18 protein-coding genes and 1 tRNA gene are annotated in these 17,261 nt (G+C 57.9%); 10 read left to right on the forward strand and 9 right to left on the reverse strand.

Annotated features, from left to right (window positions below; translation table 11 throughout):
* Positions 1–181 precede the first annotated feature (181 nt).
* From QMX84_RS07055 to QMX84_RS07080, 6 genes are all read left to right on the forward strand, one after another.
* Positions 182–403: a cysteine-rich CWC family protein gene (locus QMX84_RS07055; RefSeq protein ID WP_282363460.1), complete on the forward strand. Its 222-nt coding sequence runs from the start codon at positions 182–184 to the stop codon at positions 401–403.
* 33 nt (positions 404–436) lie between these two features.
* Positions 437–1,150 carry a 16S rRNA pseudouridine(516) synthase gene (locus tag QMX84_RS07060; protein WP_262125131.1) on the forward strand — a complete coding sequence of 238 codons (714 nt, stop codon included), beginning with the start codon at positions 437–439 and terminating at the stop codon, positions 1,148–1,150.
* Positions 1,151–1,306: 156 nt separating this feature from the next.
* The gene (locus QMX84_RS07065; RefSeq protein WP_262125189.1) at positions 1,307–2,179 is read left to right on the forward strand and encodes an alpha/beta hydrolase; all 873 of its coding nucleotides are present in this window, start codon (positions 1,307–1,309) and stop codon (positions 2,177–2,179) included.
* A 107-nt stretch (positions 2,180–2,286) separates the two neighbouring features.
* Positions 2,287–2,360: transfer RNA gene (locus tag QMX84_RS07070), tRNA-Gly, on the forward strand.
* Positions 2,361–2,613: 253 nt separating this feature from the next.
* A complete protein-coding gene (locus QMX84_RS07075; protein WP_282363461.1) occupies positions 2,614–2,895 on the forward strand; it encodes a BrnT family toxin in 282 nt (93 codons plus the stop codon).
* Between the two features lie 3 nt (positions 2,896–2,898).
* Positions 2,899–3,267 (forward strand): BrnA antitoxin family protein, encoded by a 369-nt coding sequence (locus QMX84_RS07080; RefSeq protein WP_153334144.1) that lies wholly within the window; start codon positions 2,899–2,901, stop codon positions 3,265–3,267.
* Positions 3,268–3,374: 107 nt separating this feature from the next.
* On the opposite strand, the gene QMX84_RS07085 is transcribed toward QMX84_RS07080, so the two are convergent.
* The 8 genes from QMX84_RS07085 to QMX84_RS07120 form a co-directional block, all read right to left on the reverse strand.
* Positions 3,375–4,379: an isopenicillin N synthase family oxygenase gene (locus QMX84_RS07085; protein WP_123749741.1), complete on the reverse strand. Its 1,005-nt coding sequence runs from the start codon at positions 4,377–4,379 to the stop codon at positions 3,375–3,377.
* Positions 4,380–4,392: 13 nt separating this feature from the next.
* Positions 4,393–5,136 carry an amino acid ABC transporter ATP-binding protein gene (locus QMX84_RS07090; RefSeq protein ID WP_048368023.1) on the reverse strand — a complete coding sequence of 248 codons (744 nt, stop codon included), beginning with the start codon at positions 5,134–5,136 and terminating at the stop codon, positions 4,393–4,395.
* On the reverse strand, positions 5,136–5,849 hold the full coding sequence (locus QMX84_RS07095; protein ID WP_282363462.1) for an amino acid ABC transporter permease: 714 nt from the start codon (positions 5,847–5,849) through the stop codon (positions 5,136–5,138). The genes QMX84_RS07090 and QMX84_RS07095 overlap by 1 nt, the downstream gene beginning before the upstream one ends.
* Positions 5,846–6,544: an amino acid ABC transporter permease gene (locus QMX84_RS07100; RefSeq protein WP_048385503.1), complete on the reverse strand. Its 699-nt coding sequence runs from the start codon at positions 6,542–6,544 to the stop codon at positions 5,846–5,848. The genes QMX84_RS07095 and QMX84_RS07100 overlap by 4 nt, the downstream gene beginning before the upstream one ends.
* A gap of 97 nt (positions 6,545–6,641) precedes the next feature.
* Positions 6,642–7,466, reverse strand: coding sequence for an ABC transporter substrate-binding protein (locus QMX84_RS07105; RefSeq protein ID WP_048368029.1), 825 nt, complete (start codon positions 7,464–7,466; stop codon positions 6,642–6,644).
* Positions 7,467–7,751: 285 nt separating this feature from the next.
* Complete coding sequence (locus QMX84_RS07110; protein ID WP_262125138.1) at positions 7,752–8,639, reverse strand: metal ABC transporter substrate-binding protein; 888 nt, start codon at positions 8,637–8,639, stop codon at positions 7,752–7,754.
* A gap of 29 nt (positions 8,640–8,668) precedes the next feature.
* Entirely contained in the window at positions 8,669–9,538 is an 870-nt protein-coding gene (locus QMX84_RS07115; protein WP_048368033.1) for a metal ABC transporter permease, read from the reverse strand.
* The gene (locus tag QMX84_RS07120; protein WP_153326224.1) at positions 9,535–10,290 is read right to left on the reverse strand and encodes an ABC transporter ATP-binding protein; all 756 of its coding nucleotides are present in this window, start codon (positions 10,288–10,290) and stop codon (positions 9,535–9,537) included. Before QMX84_RS07120 ends, QMX84_RS07115 begins: the two co-directional genes overlap by 4 nt.
* 415 nt (positions 10,291–10,705) lie before the next feature.
* Between QMX84_RS07120 and QMX84_RS07125 the strand changes: the two genes are divergently transcribed.
* Both QMX84_RS07125 and QMX84_RS07130 read left to right on the forward strand, forming a co-directional pair.
* Entirely contained in the window at positions 10,706–11,089 is a 384-nt protein-coding gene (locus QMX84_RS07125; RefSeq protein ID WP_048385511.1) for a hypothetical protein, read from the forward strand.
* A gap of 97 nt (positions 11,090–11,186) precedes the next feature.
* Positions 11,187–13,445: a TonB-dependent receptor gene (locus QMX84_RS07130; RefSeq protein ID WP_282363463.1), complete on the forward strand. Its 2,259-nt coding sequence runs from the start codon at positions 11,187–11,189 to the stop codon at positions 13,443–13,445.
* Positions 13,446–13,496: 51 nt separating this feature from the next.
* On the opposite strand, the gene QMX84_RS07135 is transcribed toward QMX84_RS07130, so the two are convergent.
* Entirely contained in the window at positions 13,497–14,384 is an 888-nt protein-coding gene (locus tag QMX84_RS07135) for a LysR substrate-binding domain-containing protein (RefSeq protein WP_282363464.1), read from the reverse strand.
* A gap of 123 nt (positions 14,385–14,507) precedes the next feature.
* Between QMX84_RS07135 and QMX84_RS07140 the strand changes: the two genes are divergently transcribed.
* Together QMX84_RS07140 and QMX84_RS07145 are read left to right on the forward strand one after the other, a co-directional pair.
* Positions 14,508–16,133, forward strand: a complete 1,626-nt coding sequence (locus tag QMX84_RS07140; RefSeq protein ID WP_282363465.1) for a BCCT family transporter — start codon at positions 14,508–14,510, stop codon at positions 16,131–16,133.
* Complete coding sequence (locus QMX84_RS07145) at positions 16,130–17,251, forward strand: mandelate racemase/muconate lactonizing enzyme family protein (protein WP_282363467.1); 1,122 nt, start codon at positions 16,130–16,132, stop codon at positions 17,249–17,251. The genes QMX84_RS07140 and QMX84_RS07145 overlap by 4 nt, the downstream gene beginning before the upstream one ends.
* The last annotated feature ends 10 nt before the right edge of the window (positions 17,252–17,261 follow it).

A 17,261-nucleotide genomic window follows, 5' to 3' on the forward strand; every position in this document is an offset into this window, starting at 1 on the left:
CGGCGTCAAACAGCAAAGCTGCCTGACGATTTATATGACCGCAAAAAGTAGACTCAGTGCCATGCAACACTAACCCTCAGACCAGTGGCCAGGCCCGGGCGCGACAAGGTGATTAGCGCAGCGCCATTGCACAAGGCATACACTGGCGCCACTGATGCCAGCCACTCCACGGACACCCGACATGACAGCCCCCGACCTTTGCCCCGCTTGTGGTGCGCGTAATGACTGCTCTATGGCCAGTACACAGACCGAGCATCTGCCCTGCTGGTGTTACAGCGTCAGCATTGACCCTGAGATCCTGCGGGCTTTGGCGCCCGAGCAACGCAACAGCGCATGCCTGTGCCCCCGCTGCGCCGACGTACTCAACCAATTACCTCCAGCGCCCCCAGAACACCTCGCGTAAGATGCAGGCCTGTATCTCTTGTGATTGATCGCTATGCGCGTAGACCGTTTTCTGAGCAACCTGCCCCAGTTCAACCGCCAACAGGCTCGCTTGTTACTGATTGAAAAGCGCGTGCGGGTTGATGGCCAGATCGTCTCTGACCCACACCATGACATTCGCGAGTTCAGCCGGATTGAGCTCGACGAACACGTGTTGCAAGCCGGCAAACCCGCGCGTTATTTCATGCTGCACAAACCGCCTGGTTGCGTCAGCGCCACCCAAGACCCCGAGCACCCGACCGTGCTCGATCTGCTGAACGAAGACGACAAGCACGACTTGCACATCGCGGGTCGACTGGACTTCAACACCAGCGGCTTGATGCTCATCACCAATGACGGCCATTGGTCTCGCCACCTGACACAACCGCAAACCAAACTGCCCAAGGTGTACTACGTCGAGACGGAACAAGACATCACTGACGACTACATCACCCGGTTCGAACAGGGCGTGTATTTCGCCTACGAAGACCTGACCACCTTGCCTGCCACACTTGAGCTGCTCGGCCCACGCTCGGCGCGCTTGAGCATTGTGGAAGGTCGCTATCATCAGGTTAAACGCATGTTTGGCTACTTCGACAATAAGGTCGTGCGCCTGCACCGTGAAAGCATTGGCCCATTGATGCTCGACAGTCGACTCGCCCCGGGGGATTACCGTGCGTTGACGCCAGAGGAAGTCCAACAGTGCTGCCCTGCGATGCAACCGCTGTAGAAACGAGCTTGCCTCGCGATCTTTTGATCGTTGAAAAAATCGCGAGGCAAGCTCGCTCCTACAGATGTGAACTGCGCTTAAGGCCACGCCTGCCTGTCACAATCGCGGCGCATTATCAGTCTGACAGACGCTCGATTCACTGGAGTCAGACCCATGATGAAGCCCGAAATCGCTGTGCTCGACATTCAGGGGCAGTATCGAATTCACACTGAGTTCTACCGCTCTGATACCGCGCAAAACACCATCATTCTGGTCAATGGGTCGATGTCCACAACAGCATCGTTCGCCCAAACCGTCAAAAACCTGCACCCGCACCTCAACGTCGTCCTTTACGATCAGCCCTACGCAGGCCAGTCAAAACCCCACAACCGGCATCAGACCCCTCTGACCCAAGAACTGGAAGCCGACGTGCTTCTGGAGTTGATTGAGCACTTCGACGCCCAGTACGTGCTGTCATTTTCATGGGGAGGCACCGCCGCGCTGACCGCCTTGGCCAGTTCACCCCGGCGTATCGAAAAAGCCGTCATCAGCTCATTTTCGCCCCTCATCAATATCCCCATGCGCAACTACCTGGAGCGCGGCCGCCGTTGCCTGGCAGACTGCAATCGCACGCAGGTCGGCAACCTGGTCAACGACACCCTGGGCAAACACCTGCCTTCTCTGTTCAAGCGCTTCAACTACCGGCACGTCAGCACCTTGGCCGAACATGAATACGCGCAGATGCACTTTCACATCAACCAGGTGCTGAGCGGCGACCCTCAGTGCTATCTCAAGGCCACACAACGCATTGAAATACCGGTGTTGTTCATCAATGGTGAATGGGACGAATACACCGCCGCCAATGACGCACGGCAATTCGCACACGCGATCCGCGACAGCCAATTTGTCAGCGTGGAAAACACCGGACACTTTCTGGACATGGAGCACAAACAGGCCAGCCACATCAGCAAGATTGCCTTGCTCGACTTTTTAAAACCGCCAGCGCCTGTCATCACAAGGCCCGCACAGCGATTGTCGGTAGCGCTGTGACGGCGCTTAAAACACGAAAAGGTTTAACCAACGCCCTGAAATGCACGTTTCAAGAATAAAAAACTTCTCATCAAGGCCGACTTCTGGTACAAAGTTAGCCGCTTTGAGCGGGTATAGTTTAGTGGCAAAACGAAAGCTTCCCAAGCTTTAGTTGAGGGTTCGATTCCCTCTACCCGCTCCAATTCTGCTTCTCCCTCGTTGTCCAGTATTCTCCTCTCCAGCTATCTACGCCCGCCCTCAGACTCCAAACATCTCTTCCGACAAGCCACTCATACTCCTCATACGCAATGGGTCGTCGTTTGCGTACTGAAATTCGTTGGCTACCCCTTCAAGATTGGACCTGATCATCCTATATCACAGCGCCAGACTTGGAGAAATACCTTGCTGACTAACGGTCTTTACAATGGCTTTTTTATGCATAGGAAATATGCATAATGAGAACATTCAGGATTCAATACGACAGGGCCAAAAACCTCGCCAATCAGCAAAAGCATAAAGGCATTAGTTTGGCTGATGCGGAGCAGGTGTTTTACGACGAGGCTGGCGTAACTATTCAGGACCATGACCACGAGGAAGAACGCTGGGTCACCATGGGACTGGATGCAAAGGGGCGTGTACTGGTTGTCGCCTATACGTATCGAGACCCGCATTTTGTGCGCGTCATCAGTGCCAGACTCGCAACCAAACATGAACGACGCCAGTACCAGGAGGTATGAACCATGAAAGACGAATACGATTTCAGTACTGGCAAACGCGGCGCGGTTGCCAGCAGCAAAGGCAAGACACGTATCACCATCATGCTCGACGATGTTGTGATTGAAGCTGCCCGCAAGCGCGCGGAAAGTGCGGGTACAGGCTATCAGACGTTGATCAATAACCTCCTCCGACAAGCATTGGTCTCTGAAGACGCGCACAACCTGGCCCCTGCTCCGAAAAAACGAGCCAGTACGTTGCAGGTGATAAACGATGGGATCAGCCAGTCCGATGTCGAAGCGTTGGAGCAACAACTCATCGCTGTCGCCGGAGAGTTAAATCGAGTTTTAGGCACGCCAAAGCCGAGCAAACCCAAGGCTAATGAATGCCTTTAAAAAGGTACGCACTTGCCTCACTAGCAATAGGCTGTAGTAGCGAGCCTGTCTCGCGATCTTTTAAAGATCAAAAGATCGCGAGACAAACTCGCTCCTGCAGATTGGATTTACAACACGCTCTCACGCAGTTGCGGGAAGACTTTTGACACTTTGTTCAGCAGGTAGTCGCCATATTCCCCGTTGAAGGCGTGCACGTTGGCCTGGTCCCAGCGTTGGGCGCTGTCGTCTTGCTGTTCAACCGCAGGCAAGCCTTCAATTGGCTGGACCCGCGCGCGGTAGTTGGGGTCGAAGAACAGCGGGAATGACAGGCGGTCCGAACCCGAGGTGTTGCGCGCTACGCGATGCGGTGTTGAGCGGTACAGGCCGCCGGTCATGCGGTCGAGCATGTCGCCGATGTTGCACAGAAACGCGCCAGGGATCGGTGTCGCCTCGATCCAGCCTTGCGGGGTGCGCACTTGCAGGCCGCCTATGCTGTCCTGATGGAGGATGGTCAGCAGTCCGTAATCGGTGTGTTCGCCCACGCCCCACTGCACATCCAGCCCTTCTGGCACGGGTTGCGAAGGATAGTTGAACAAGCGGAACAGTATCAGCGGATCGGCAGTGTAGCGGTCGTGAAAATACTGCGCGTCCAGCCCCAGGCTCAGGGCGACGCCTTCGAGCAGCCGATGCCCAAGCTGAGTCACCGCCTCTATGTAGGCCAGAATGGTCTCGCGAAAACCGACGACATCCGGGAACAGGTTCGCACCATGCACCGGGGTTTTGGCCACGACTTCGGGCGCCGTGTCGTCCAGCTCAGTGCCCAGGTACAGGCCCTCTTTCCAGTCAGGCCGGTTTGAGGTCAGTTCACCGCCCAGCGGAAAGTAACCCCGCCAGGCACGTCCGCCGAGTTCCATGCGCCAGCGCAGTTTGGTGGCTTCGTCCAGTGCAAAAAACTCATGGCTCAAGGCTTCAAGGCGTTGCACCAGTGCCGGGTCAATGCCATGCCCGACGACATAGAAAAACCCCTGTTCGCGGCAGGCGCGGCTGATCTGCTCAGCAACTTCACTGCGCCCGCTTGCAGTGAACAATGGCGCTACATCAATGATGGGTAACTCTCGGATCGCAGTGCTCATGACCACTCAGTCCTCAAACGGCAGACGAAAAAGGTGTACGGATATCCGCCAAAAATTTCTGCGTGCGCGGATGTTCCGGGTTCTGGAAAAAGCTTTCGGCAGGCGCTCGCTCGAGCACCCGACCCTGATCCATAAATAAAACCCGGTCGGCCACTTCACGGGCAAAGCCCATCTCGTGGGTCACCACGACCATGGTCATGCCATCGCGGGCCAAGTCTCGCATCACCAGCAACACTTCACCGACCATCTCCGGGTCGAGCGCACTGGTGGGCTCGTCAAACAGCATCAACGGTGGGCGCATCGCCAGCGCCCGGGCAATGGCCACGCGCTGCTGCTGACCACCGGACAAATTGATCGGAAAGGCACTCGCCTTGTGCGCAAGGCCTACACGATCGAGTAACGCCATGGCTTCTTTTTCAGCGTCTGCCCGGCTCAGGCCGCGCAGACGAATCGGTGCCAGCGTGCAGTTTTCCAGCACGGTGAGGTGCGGGAACAGGTTGAACTGCTGAAACACAAAGCCGATGTGTGAGCGGAATTGGTTAAGGTCCAGGTCCTTGGCGTGGATGTCCTGACCATCTATCAGAATGCGCCCGGACTTGATCGGCTCCAGGCGATTGAGGGTGCGGATCAAGGTCGATTTGCCCGACCCCGACGGCCCGCAAATCACGACTACCTCGCCCTTGGCAATATGCTCATCGACATCCACCAGCGCCTGATAGGTGCCGTACCACTTGTTAACTTTTTCCAGGCGAATCATCAGGTCACCTTGCTGTTGTCAGTTAAGGAAGCACGTTGCGTCTGACGCCGCTCCAGCCAGAAGGCGAAACGTGACAGGCCAAAGCACAATACAAAATACGTGAGCCCCAGAATCAGGTAGACCTGAGCCGGCATGGTGAACACTTGGGTGTTGATCTGCGAGGCGATAAAGGAGATTTCCGTGAGGCCAATGATGTAGCCCAATGAGGTTTCCTTGATCGTCGAGACAAACTGGTTAACCAACGACGGCAGCATGGTGCGCAGCGCCTGTGGCAGGACCACCCAGCGCATCGTGCGCCAGTAGCCGAACCCCAGCGAACGCGATGCTTCCACCTGCCCGCGGTCCAAACCCTGCACCCCGGCGCGAACGATCTCGGACAGGTACGCTGCGTCGAAGATCACCAGTGCAATCAGCATGGTGGTGAACTGGTCGGTCTTGAAGCCGGTGAGGCTGGGCAGGAAAAAGTACGCCCAAAAAATCACCATCAATAACGGGGTGCCGCGCACCACAAACACCAGCGCCGTGACCGGCCAACGCAGCCAGCGCCACGGGCTGAGCCGCGCCAGGCCGAACAGCACACCCAGCGGCATCGCCAAGACCAGCGCGGCAGACGCCAGGATAAGGGTCAGCGCCAACCCGCCAAGCGGCCCGTTGGGGTATTGACCGACCAGGAAGTACACCCAGTACGAATCGATCAACTCTAAGGTGGTCATCGTGATTTCGCCTGCACGTAGCGGTGTTGATACCACGCCGCAGCACCGGTAATCAGCAGCGACACGCTGAGATAGGCCGATGTGGCAAAGGCAAAGGATTCAAGGCTGCGGAATGTTGCGGTTTCAACCTGCCCGGCCTGATACATCAACTCGGCCACACCGACCACCGTGGCGATGCTGGTGTTTTTCCACAAATTGAGGGTTTGCGAGATCAGCGGCGCAACGGTCACCCGCAAGGCTTGCGGCAAAACCACCAGACGCATGCTCGCAAGATAACCAAAGCCCAGGGCACGCCCGGCTTCCAGTTGCACGGTGGGGATCGCACGGATACCGCTGCGAATGTCTTCGCTCATAAAAGCTGCGGTGTACAGCGTCAACGCAACGATGGCGCTAATGGCCTCTATGTTGCCGGCGTAGAGCCACTCGCGAAAGGACTCGGGCAAAAACTCAGGCGCCGCGAAATACCAGAACAGCATGTGCGCCAGCAGCGGAATATTGCGGATGGACTCGACGTAGGCAAAACCCAGCCATTGCAGCGGCCGCACAGGTGACAGACGCAGCAAGGCAATGAACAGGGCCAACGGGAGTGCGCACACTAACGTGACACAGGCGAGCTTGATGGACAGCATCAAGCCACTGAGCAGCATGTCGTGGTATTGACCGCTCAGGAGTAACGAATAATCAAAATCCAGCATCTCGCGCAAAACTCTTGGAGACCGGCCGGCCATTCATTGGCGTTGCCTGGAGTTACCAGACCAGCAATGTCATGACCGGCCCGCCTAATGGCAGCGGTTACTCAACCTGATCGGAGTCGATCTTGAAATGGCGCTCGGCCTGGTTCGATTTGGTGCCCGGGCCGTACCATTTCAGGTACAGCTTCTCGGCTTCACCCGAGCTTTCAAGACGCGCGAGAGTCTTGTCGACAGCCACTTTCAAGTCGCCGCTGTCTTTGGGCAATGCCAGCGCAAGCGCTTCGGTGCTGAGGTTTTCAGGGAGGATTGCGTAGCCTTTGGCGCCTGCACCGATCTTCGCAAAATCGTTGGTCAGGGCCGACTCATCATCAACAAACGCTTTGCCTTTACCCTGCTGCAACGCCAGCAGTGCCTGTTGCGAAGTGTCGAAGGTCACGACTTTAGCGGTCGGCAACGCCTTGAGGATGTTGGGTTCCTGAGTACCGCCTTTGACGGTGAGGATTTTTTCTCCGGCCAGTTGATCAAGTGCCGTCACGCCGCTGGATTTCTTCACCATGGCTTTTTGCCCGGTGATCAACACTGAATACGAGAAATCGACCAGCGCCTCACGTTCTTTGTTGTGGGTCAGCGAAGCGGCCAGCAGATCGACGCGGCCCTGCTGCAACTCTGGAATCCGCGCGGCTACGGCGATCTGTTTGTAGACCGGCTTGACGCCCAGGTCCTTGGCAATTTCATTGCCCAGATCGATCTCATAGCCAATGATCTGGCGGGTCTTGGGGTCAACGAAACTGTTGGGTTCATCAGTACCCAAGGTACCGATCACAATCTCGCCCTTGTTTTTGATGGCGGCGACATCGGCAAAAACGCCAGCGCTCACGAGAGACAAAGCAACTGCAACGGCCGAACTCAGAAGGCTAATTCTCATCTCAGGATCTCAGAAGAAAAACTTAAGAACGTGACCCCGCCACTGATCAGCAGTGCAGGCCATTAGCCTTGAAGTCTAACAACCCGAACCATTGGTAATAAAAGAACTATTTAATATATCTATATCGCATTAATGATTGTCAGACACGGTCAAAGCCCTTGCAAAACCCCGTAGCCGCTGTCGAAGAATGAGGCTGCGATGGGTTGCGCAGCGACCCCAAACGGCGGTCCTGCGGCCCGCATCGCAGCCTCGCTTCGCTCCTCAGCGGCTACAAAAGTGCCAGCTTTAATTCCCCTTCATCGCCGCCGTCAGCTTGTCGACGTTGTAGCGGAACATTTGCGCATACGTCGGCGCCGGGCCATCGGCAGGTGACAACGATTCAACGTAAAGCTCGCCACCTGGCTGCGCGCCGCTGGCATCAGCGATTTGCTTGACCAGCCGCGGGTCGCTGGAGTTTTCGAAGAAGTAAGTGCTGACGTGTTCTTGCTTGATCTGTTTGATCAGCTTGCCCACGTCCGCAGCCGACGCTTCGGTTTCTGTCGAGAAGCCCAGCGGCGACAGGAAAGTCACGCCATAAGCATCGCCGAAGTATCCAAACGCATCGTGCGAGGTCAGGACCTTGCGTTTGTCACTGGGGATTGCCTGGACCTGCGCGCGGGCATAAGCATCCAGTTGCTCCAACTGCTGGATGTACTGCTCGCCTTTGGCCTGATAATCGCTGGCATTGGCCGGGTCAGCCTTTTGCAAGGCGCTGATGATGTTGCGCACATACACCACACCGTTCGCCGCACTGTTCCAGGCATGCGGGTCGGTGATGCGCTTGCCGTCTTCTTCCATGCTGCGGGTCTTGATGCCATTGGACAGCACCACCGGCTGGCCCTGGTAACCCGAGGCCTTGATCAAGCGGTCAAGCCAGCCCTCCAGATGCAAACCGCTGACAAACACCAGATTGGCCCGCTTCAACGCCTGTGCGTCATTAGGCGTTGGCTCGTAGGCATGCGGATCGCCGTTAGGGCCGATCAGCGAGGTCACGTGCACATGGTCACCGCCCACGTTCTGCACCATGTCGGCAAGCACGGTGAATGACGCCACCGCTTCGATGGGTTTTGCCTGGGCAAGACCGGCCATACTCGACAATGCAAAAACAGCAGCCAGCAGCATTTTTGGCTTCATGCGAATCCCCTTTGGGTGAGTGTCGGAAATCAGTGGGTGAGATGCGTTTTCGGGAGCAAGCGACGGACAATTCCACTGCGGCCAAACAGCAGCGAAATCACATAAAAAGCACTGGCGGTCAGCACAATCGCCGGGCCGGAAGCGACGCCGGCATGAAACGAAACGATCAAACCAATAAAGCCCGAGAGCGTGGCGACCACGGTCGAAATGATCATCAGCGCACTTAATGATGTGGCCCAAAACCGCGACACGGTGGCCGGGATAATCATCATGCCCACCGCCATCAACGTGCCCAGCGCTTGAAAACCGGCCACCAGATTGAGCACCACCAGCAGCAAAAACAGCACGTGATACAACGAGCCTTTACCGCCCACCGCGCGCAGAAAGCCGGGGTCGAAACACTCCAGTATCAGCGGTCGATAAATCAGGGCAAGGACGATCAAGGTGAATGAGGCGATGCCGCCGACCATGAAAATGGCCTGGCTGTCGATGGCCAGAATGGTCCCGAACAGCACGTGCAACAGGTCCACGCTGGAGCCATGCAACGAGACAATCAACACCCCGGCAGCCAGCGAAGTGAGGTAAAAACTCGCGAAGCTGGCGTCTTCGCGCAAGGTCGTAAAACGGCTGACCAACCCGGCCAGCAACGCCACCAACAGCCCGGCGATCAGCCCGCCAAAGCCCATGGCGGGCAATGACAAACCGGCGAACAAAAAGCCGACTGCCGCACCGGGCAATACCGCGTGGCTCATCGCATCACCGACCAGGCTCATGCGTCGCAACATCAACAACACACCCACCGGGCCGGAGCCGATACCCAGCGCCAGGCAAGCCACCAAGGCGCGGCGCATAAAGCCAAATTCAACAAACGGTTGCACCACCATCTGATACAGCATCATGACGGCTGCTCCTCGTTCATATCGCAGGGCGTGGCATCGTCACTCCAGTACTCGGCCATGTTGCGCGCCCGGCGCAAATTGTCGGCGTGCAACACGGTCGCGGTGTCGCCCCAGGCAATCGCCTCGCGCGCCATCAGCAGCGTATTGGGGAAATGTTTGCGCACCTGTTCGATGTCATGCAGCACCGCGATCACGGTGCGGCCCTGACCGTGCCAGTCGCGGATCAGTTTGAGCAGGTCTTGAGTGGTGCGTGCATCAATGGCGGTAAAGGGTTCGTCCAGCAAAATTACCGAGGCGTTCTGCATCAACAAGCGTGCAAACAGCACCCGCTGAAACTGCCCGGACGACAACGAGCCGACACTGCGGTCTTCAAACCCTTCAAGCCCGACGGCAATCAACGCCTCTTGGGCCTGCCGGGCTTGCTCACGGCTGACGCCACGAAAGGCCCCGATACTGCGCCATGCGCCCATCAGCACCGTATCGACAACATTCAGGGGGAAACTGCGATCGATCTCGGCCGCTTGCGGCAAATAACCAAGATTACGCAACGCCAGATTGCCGCGATCTACCCGCCCGGCGGCGGGCTTTAGCGTGCCGGCAATGGTTTTGATCAGCGTCGATTTGCCAGCACCGTTAGGGCCGACAATCGCAGTCAGGCTGCCTGCATCGAAGCAACCGCTGATGTGATGCACCGCCGGTCGGCGCTCATAGGTGACGGTCAGGTCATCCAGGCTAATGCTCGCCGCACTCATGGAATCGCCACCGCCCAGGCGATGCCCAGCCACAACACCACCAACACACACAACGAGGTTAACAGTCGCTTACCCGCAGACTGGGCCAGCGCAGAACTGACAATGCCTGCAACAAGGGGGGATCGGGGAGTCTTCACGCGGGTCGCTCGAAATATAATGTAATGATATTACATCCCAGCAAACTGTTATGCCTAGTGAATACATGCTAATGGCCAGCGAAATCTGTACAGCCTGCACCCGCAGCAAATCCGCACTCAGCAGAAAACGCGGCTGTATCAAGCACTTGCCTGAGGCGCGTGCCATTTTGTCGCACCACCCTTGATCGCTTGATTGACGCGGCGTGGCGCCTCGCCAGAGCGCAGGCTCGGTACACATCGCTGTGAGTCGAGAAAAAGCAGTGGTAGATTCCCGCCCCATGAGATTTGCCCGTGACCACCGTTCGCTCGTTGCCTGGATGCTGCTGGCTTTCATCCTGTTCAACGGCCTCGCCTGCAGTATCTGCCACGGGCAGATGCTCGGTGCGTTTTCGCGGGCACCTACACGGATGGAGTGCGGCATGAGCCACACCCCCAGCCATGCCATGAAAGACATGTCGAAGATCAGCGACATGTCACCAACGTCCATGAAAGCCATGGAAGACACCTGCTCATTTGCCGCCTCGGTCGCTCAGGCGTTGATCTTCTTTATCGCACTGGGCTGGCTGATCCGCCGTGCACGCCCCACTCGATCCCAGCCCCGTGGCCCGCTCAAACCCCCGCCCCGCTACGTGATCCCCAGGCTTCAACCACAAGCCCCGTAACCCCACGTTCGTTCACGGCGCGCACCTGCGTCGCTCACTGACTCGACAACGTTATGCCGGCGCGCAGTGCGTGTGCGCGCGGCTTTGTGGTGAAAACATGTCTGAACACATTGTAAAAATGGCGCCTGTGGCGTCAGGGCACCTGCTCGCCCTGTTGAAACGTACCGGCTTGCCGATCAAACCGTTGCTGCTGGCCAGCGCCAGCATTTGGCAACTCCCGGCCCTGGCCGACGCCCCCACACCCGTGGTCCTAGAGGCGTTACAGGTCAACGCCACCGCGCTCTCCCCGCTGCAGGACCCGCTGCACCTGGATGAGCAGAACACCACCGGCAGCCGACTGGGCCTCACCGCCCGCGAAACCCCGGCCACGGTCGAGGTCAAAACTCAGCAAGACATGCAGGTCAAAGGCCTACGCACCACCAAAGAGGTATTTTCCGACATCAACGGCGCCACGGTCGGCAACGTCCCGGGCAACCCGGCCGTACTGACAATGCGCGGCTTCAGTGGCAGTGCAATTAATGTAATGCAAGACGGCGTGCGCGTGGCTTCCTCGACCCTTGTCACCCGTGATGTCGACACCTGGAACTACGAGCGTGTCGAAGTGCTCAAGGGCCCGTCTTCGGTGTTGTCTGGCGAAGGCGCGCTGGGCGGCGCGGTGAACATGATTACGCGCAAGGCCAGCCTGGATGGCCAGCACGTGGACGGCATGTTCAGTGCTGGCAGTTTCAACACTCGGCGTGCCGCGATCGGGGTCAACCAGCCGCTGTCCGACAACGTGGCCGTGCGGGCGGACATCAGTTCGCTGAGTTCCGACAGCCTGTACGACATCGACCATCAGAACACCAGCGCTTTGGGCCTGACGGGCAGCCTGCTCTACACCCCCAATGACGACCTGTCGATGCTGTTTGCCATTGACCATTTCGACGATTCCTACGACTCGGCCTACCAAGGCTCGCCCTTGGTGGCCGCTTCCGCGGCGGGCCACGCCAGCGGTATCGTCAAAAACCCTTATGGCCTGGTCATCGACAAATCGGCCCGCTACCTGAACTACAGCCCGGACGGCGCGCACTCAGGGGCCCGCAGTACTGCGTTGCGCTGGACCACGGATTACCGCCTCAACGATGACTGGTCGCTCAACAACTTGGCCAGTTACTACACCGCAAGGCGAGATTTCTTCCTCTCGGGCGAGCAAACCTACAACCGCAGCACCGGACTGCTGGACCGCACCGACCAGCGCATCAGCCACGATCATCAGTTCTGGAGCGAACGCTTGAGCGCGACCAACGACACGCTGCTGGGCGATTTCCGTAACCGGTTTACGGTCGGTGGCGAGTTTAACTACACCCGCTTCAGCAACCCCCGACAAAACGGCACCACTACTTCGGTTGACCCGCACAACCCGGATGTCGGCAGCTTCCCGTCCAGCGACAGCTACAACTGGCCCGGCGCCGGTAACAACGTGGTGTATCAGTCCAATATGGACACCACCGCGCTGTTTGCCGAAGACGCCTTCAACCTGACACCCGACTGGTTATGGGTCGGCGGCGTGCGCTACGAAGACATCGACCTGCGTCGTGCCATCACCGATCTCAACCTGGGCACCCGGCAGTCATTCAACCCGACCTACCGGTCGTTTTCATGGCGCATGGGCACGGTGTATAACCTGACGCCTGACGTGCAGCTCTACGCTCAGTACTCAACGGCCGTGACACCGGTGTCGTCCTTGCTGCTGATCTCGACCGCCAATGGCGGCTTCGACCTGTCCAAAGGGCGTTCAGTGGAAGTCGGCTTCAAGGCCAATGCCTTTGACGGGCGTACCACGGTGCTGGGCTCGCTGTACTGGATTCGTCTCAATGACATTCTGACCCGCGACCCCAACGACGCGACGCTGACCATTCAAGGGGGCAGCCAGGTTTCCAAGGGCATGGAACTGAGCACATCGACCCAATTGACCTCGCAACTGCAGCTCGATCTGGGGGTTTCGCTGGTGGATGCGCGCTACGACGAACTGATCGAAGCGGGCGGCGCGGATCGCTCCGGCAACCACCCGGTCAACGTCCCGCACACCACCGCCAATGCCGCCGTGCTGTACCGTTTGAGCACCTTGCCAGTGACGCTTGGGGCTTTCGTCAAGCACGCCAGCGGGTTCTACACCGACACGGCCAACACCTATTTTGTGGAGGGCCACACCACGCTGGATGCATCGATCAGTTATGAGCTGAAAAACGCCACCGTGACCTTGCGCGGCCGCAACCTCACCAACGCGTTCTATGGTGAGTATTCCGGCTATTCATCGACGCAGGTGTTTCTGGGAGCACCCCGCAGTGCCGAGTTGGGCGTAACGTTCAAGTTCTAACCGAGAGTGGCGTGTGAACGACACCCACGTTCACACGCCAGTGTTGGAGGATCAATGGCCTTGCGCTTCACCCTTGATCCACTCAATGAACTGACGGGTCATTTCGCTGACGCCTTTTTGCCGCTGCGTCAGCAAGTAATAAGCGAGCTTGTGCCGCATGCTCAGGTGAGGAAACGGAATCACCAACTCTCCATTGCGCACAGCCCGCTCGCACAGTTCGATGGCACACAAAGCCACGCCATGCCCCTCGATCGCCAACTGCGCCAGCACGTTGGAGTCCGTCACCACATGCCCGGTGCGCACATGCAAATCCGCCTGCGGGTAAAGCGCCAGCCAGCTCTCCCAATCGTGGTAATGCCGGTCGTGCAACAACGGCTGACTTGCCAGGTCGGCCGGTATATGGATGGCTTGCGCCAGCGCAGGTGAACACACAGGTACATAGTTAAGCCCCATCAAGTACTCGGCCTCAAAACCGGGCCAATCAGAGGTCCCCCACTTGATGGCCAACTCGACTTCGTCGGGAAACTCGACCCGCTGAGTACTAAGCAACTGCTGAATATGCAGCGCCGGAAAACGCCGAGTGAAGTGTTTAAGCCGAGGCGTCAGCCAAAACGCACTCATCACCGGCTCCGCCTCGATGTACAACACCGGAGGTGCTACTTGCCGGGCACACTTTTCAAACGCGCCAACCAATTGCTCAAAAGGCCCGCGAATATCACTCAGCAATGCTGCCCCCGCCTTGGTCAGCGTGACGGTGCGCGTGGAGCGCACAAACAAGGGCACCCCCAGTACCTCTTCCAGCTTCACAACCTGCTGGCTGACCGCCGATTGCGACAAATGCAGCAGATTCGCCGCGCGCGTAAAGCTGCCCTGCTCGGCCACTGTTTTAAAGGCCAGCAATAACGTGAGATGGGGTAAACGCTCTGTGAACTTATTCATAAGAGGTCGTTATCAGTCCATTACTAAATCGCGATTCTCTCTGCGCGAGAGCCTGCCTACATTAGCCGCAGCCCCCGAAAATAAAGGGGGCCTATCCAATAATTACAATAGTTGGGACTCAATATGCTGCAAAACACGCAGAAAGACCTAACCCTGATTTTCACCAGTATCGCGGTGATTTCGCTGACGGTTATCGGCCTGATGATGTTTCCCGATCAGGCCAAAGTGCTGGCTGATCATCTGTTCACTTCCGCCACCATGACCTTCGGCACGCTGGTGCAAGTGCTGGGGTTTGTCTGTGTCATCCTGATCGTCGGTCTGGCCTTCAGCAAGTACGGCAACATCCGCTTGGGCGAAGGCAAACCGGAGTACAAAAACACCAGTTGGATCTTCATGTTCATTTGCGCAGGGCTCGGCTCGGCAACCATGTACTGGGCCTTTATGGAGTGGGCGTATTACTACCTCACACCGGGCCTGGACATTGCCTCCGCCAGTAAGCAAGCGCTGGAAATGAGCATCGCGTACTCGTTCTTTCACTGGGGCATCACCCCTTGGGCGATCTACGGCATTGCCTCGCTGGCGATGGCGTACCACTTCCATGTCCGCAAAAACAAAGGCCTGAGCCTGGCGGGCATTATTGAGGCGATTACCGGCTTCAAGGCTCACGGCCCGGTGGGACGAATCATCGACCTGATCTTCCTGTTTGCCACCTTCGGCGGGCTGGTCCTGACCACCACCCTCACCGCGTCGACCGTGGCTAAAGGGCTGTCCGATCTGACCGGCCTGACTGACGGCTTTATGCTCAAGGCCTGTCTGGTGATGCTGGTCACCGTGGTGTTCTCGCTCAGTTCCTGGATTGGTATCAGCTCTGGCATGCAGCGCCTGGCCAAGCTGGCCTGCGGCATGACCATGCTTTTCGCTCTGATTGTATTGCTGCTTGGGCCAACCCTGTTCAGCATCAATAACACCGCCAACGCTATTGGCCTGACACTGCAAAATTTCATCCACATGAGCCTGGCCACGGATCCAACCGGCAACGGCGAATTTGCTCGCGGCTGGACGGTGTTTTATTGGCTGTACTGGATCACTTATGCGCCGGGCGTGGCCATTTTCGTCACCCGTGTGTCCAAAGGCCGCACAATCAAGGAAGTGGTCATGGCCATGATCCTCGGGGGCTGCGGCGGGTGCTGGTTCTTCTTCGGCAGCCTGCAGAGTTTTGCCATTCACCAGTTCATCACCGATGTGGTCAACGCGCCCGCCATGCTCAGCGGCGCCGGGGGCGAAGCGGCAGTCTCGCTGCTGTTGAACAGCCTGCCTTTTGGCAAAGTACTGTCGGTCATCTACTTCGTGTTGATGCTGGTTTTCCTGGCCTCGCACCTCGACGCCGTGGCCTACACCGTTGCTGCAACCAGCACCCGCAATCTGCGCGAAGGCCAGGACCCGGCGCCGTCACTGCGTTTGTTCTGGTGCCTGCTGCTAGCCGCGTTGCCACTGGCGATGCTGTACATCAACGCCTCACTCAACACCTTGAAAACAGCGGTGATCCTGACCGCCATCCCGTTCATTTTTATCCTGTTCGTAAAAATCTGGGGCCTGTTGAAATGGCTGCGTGAAGACTATGCCGCCATGCCGGCCAGTCTGATCGAAGAACAGAGCGAACGCCTGTCCACCATGGATGCCGCCCAAGCAAGCGCCGCCCGTGCCCACCAACGCCACGGTGCTGCACCGACTCTGGAAACACAGCCATGAAAATCATAGATGTAGAAGCCATCTGGTTGCGCGTGCCTGCGCTCGATCAACCCTGCGAATGGGGTGAAGATGCGTTGATCGTGCGCATCCATACAGACACCGGGCTGATCGGTGTCGGGGAAACCGACAGTTCCCCGGCGGTGGTCAAAGCCTTGATCGAAACTCCGGCCTCCCACGAAACCTGTCAGGGTTTGCGCGACATACTGCTGGGCGAAAACCCGCTGGAAATCGACCGCTTGTGGAAGAAGATGTACCGCCAATCCGAATACATGGGCCGCCGCGGGGCAGCGATTCATGCGATCAGTGCGCTGGACATCGCACTCTGGGACCTTGCCGGGCAGCATTACGGCGTGCCGGTGCACACGTTGCTGGGCGGAAAATACCGTGAGCACATCCCGGCTTACGGCACGTTTATTCCAAGGCCCGACGAAGCCGGTAACCGTGAACTTGTGCGGGGGTTGCTGGCCCAGGGTTTGCGCAGCATCAAGTTGGGTGGCGCGGGGTTTGGCGAGGACCTGCGCAAAGACCAGGCAATGCTGCGAGTCATCCGGGAAGAAATCGGTGACGACGTGCAACTGCAAATCGACCTGGTGGGCCGTTGGCGAAACTACCCGCACGCACTGGCGCAATGTGATGCATTGCGTGAGTTCGATCTGAACTGGATCGAAGAGCCCCTGCCCTCCGACGATACGCGCGGCTTGGCGTATCTGGCTGAGCGCTCGGACATGCGCATATCCGGCGGCGAAGGCCTGGCCACACGCCATGAATTCCGTCACTTCCTCGAAGCATCAAGGCCCGCGATCATTCAGCCCGACATTACCCGCTGCGGCGGGATCAGCGAGATGCGCCACATCTACGAGCTGGCACAACTGCATGGCGCGCAATTGGTCCCTCACGGTTTCAGCACCGGAATTTTGCTGGCGGCCACGGTGCACTTTCTAGCCGCCAGCGAGTTCGGTGAACTGATCGAGTACTCACAAAGTGACAGCCCGCTGTTCCGGGGGTTGGTGAAAAACCTGTTGCCACTGCATGACGGCCAGGTCCCTGTGCCCGATACACCTGGACTGGGCGTGGTGCTGGACGAGGCCATGATTGAGCGCTACCGCGTTCACCCCTGAATCCAGGAGA

The organism is Pseudomonas sp. PS01297 (assembly GCF_029959305.1).
In the GTDB taxonomy this organism is placed as follows: Bacteria; Pseudomonadota; Gammaproteobacteria; order Pseudomonadales; family Pseudomonadaceae; genus Aquipseudomonas; species Aquipseudomonas helleri.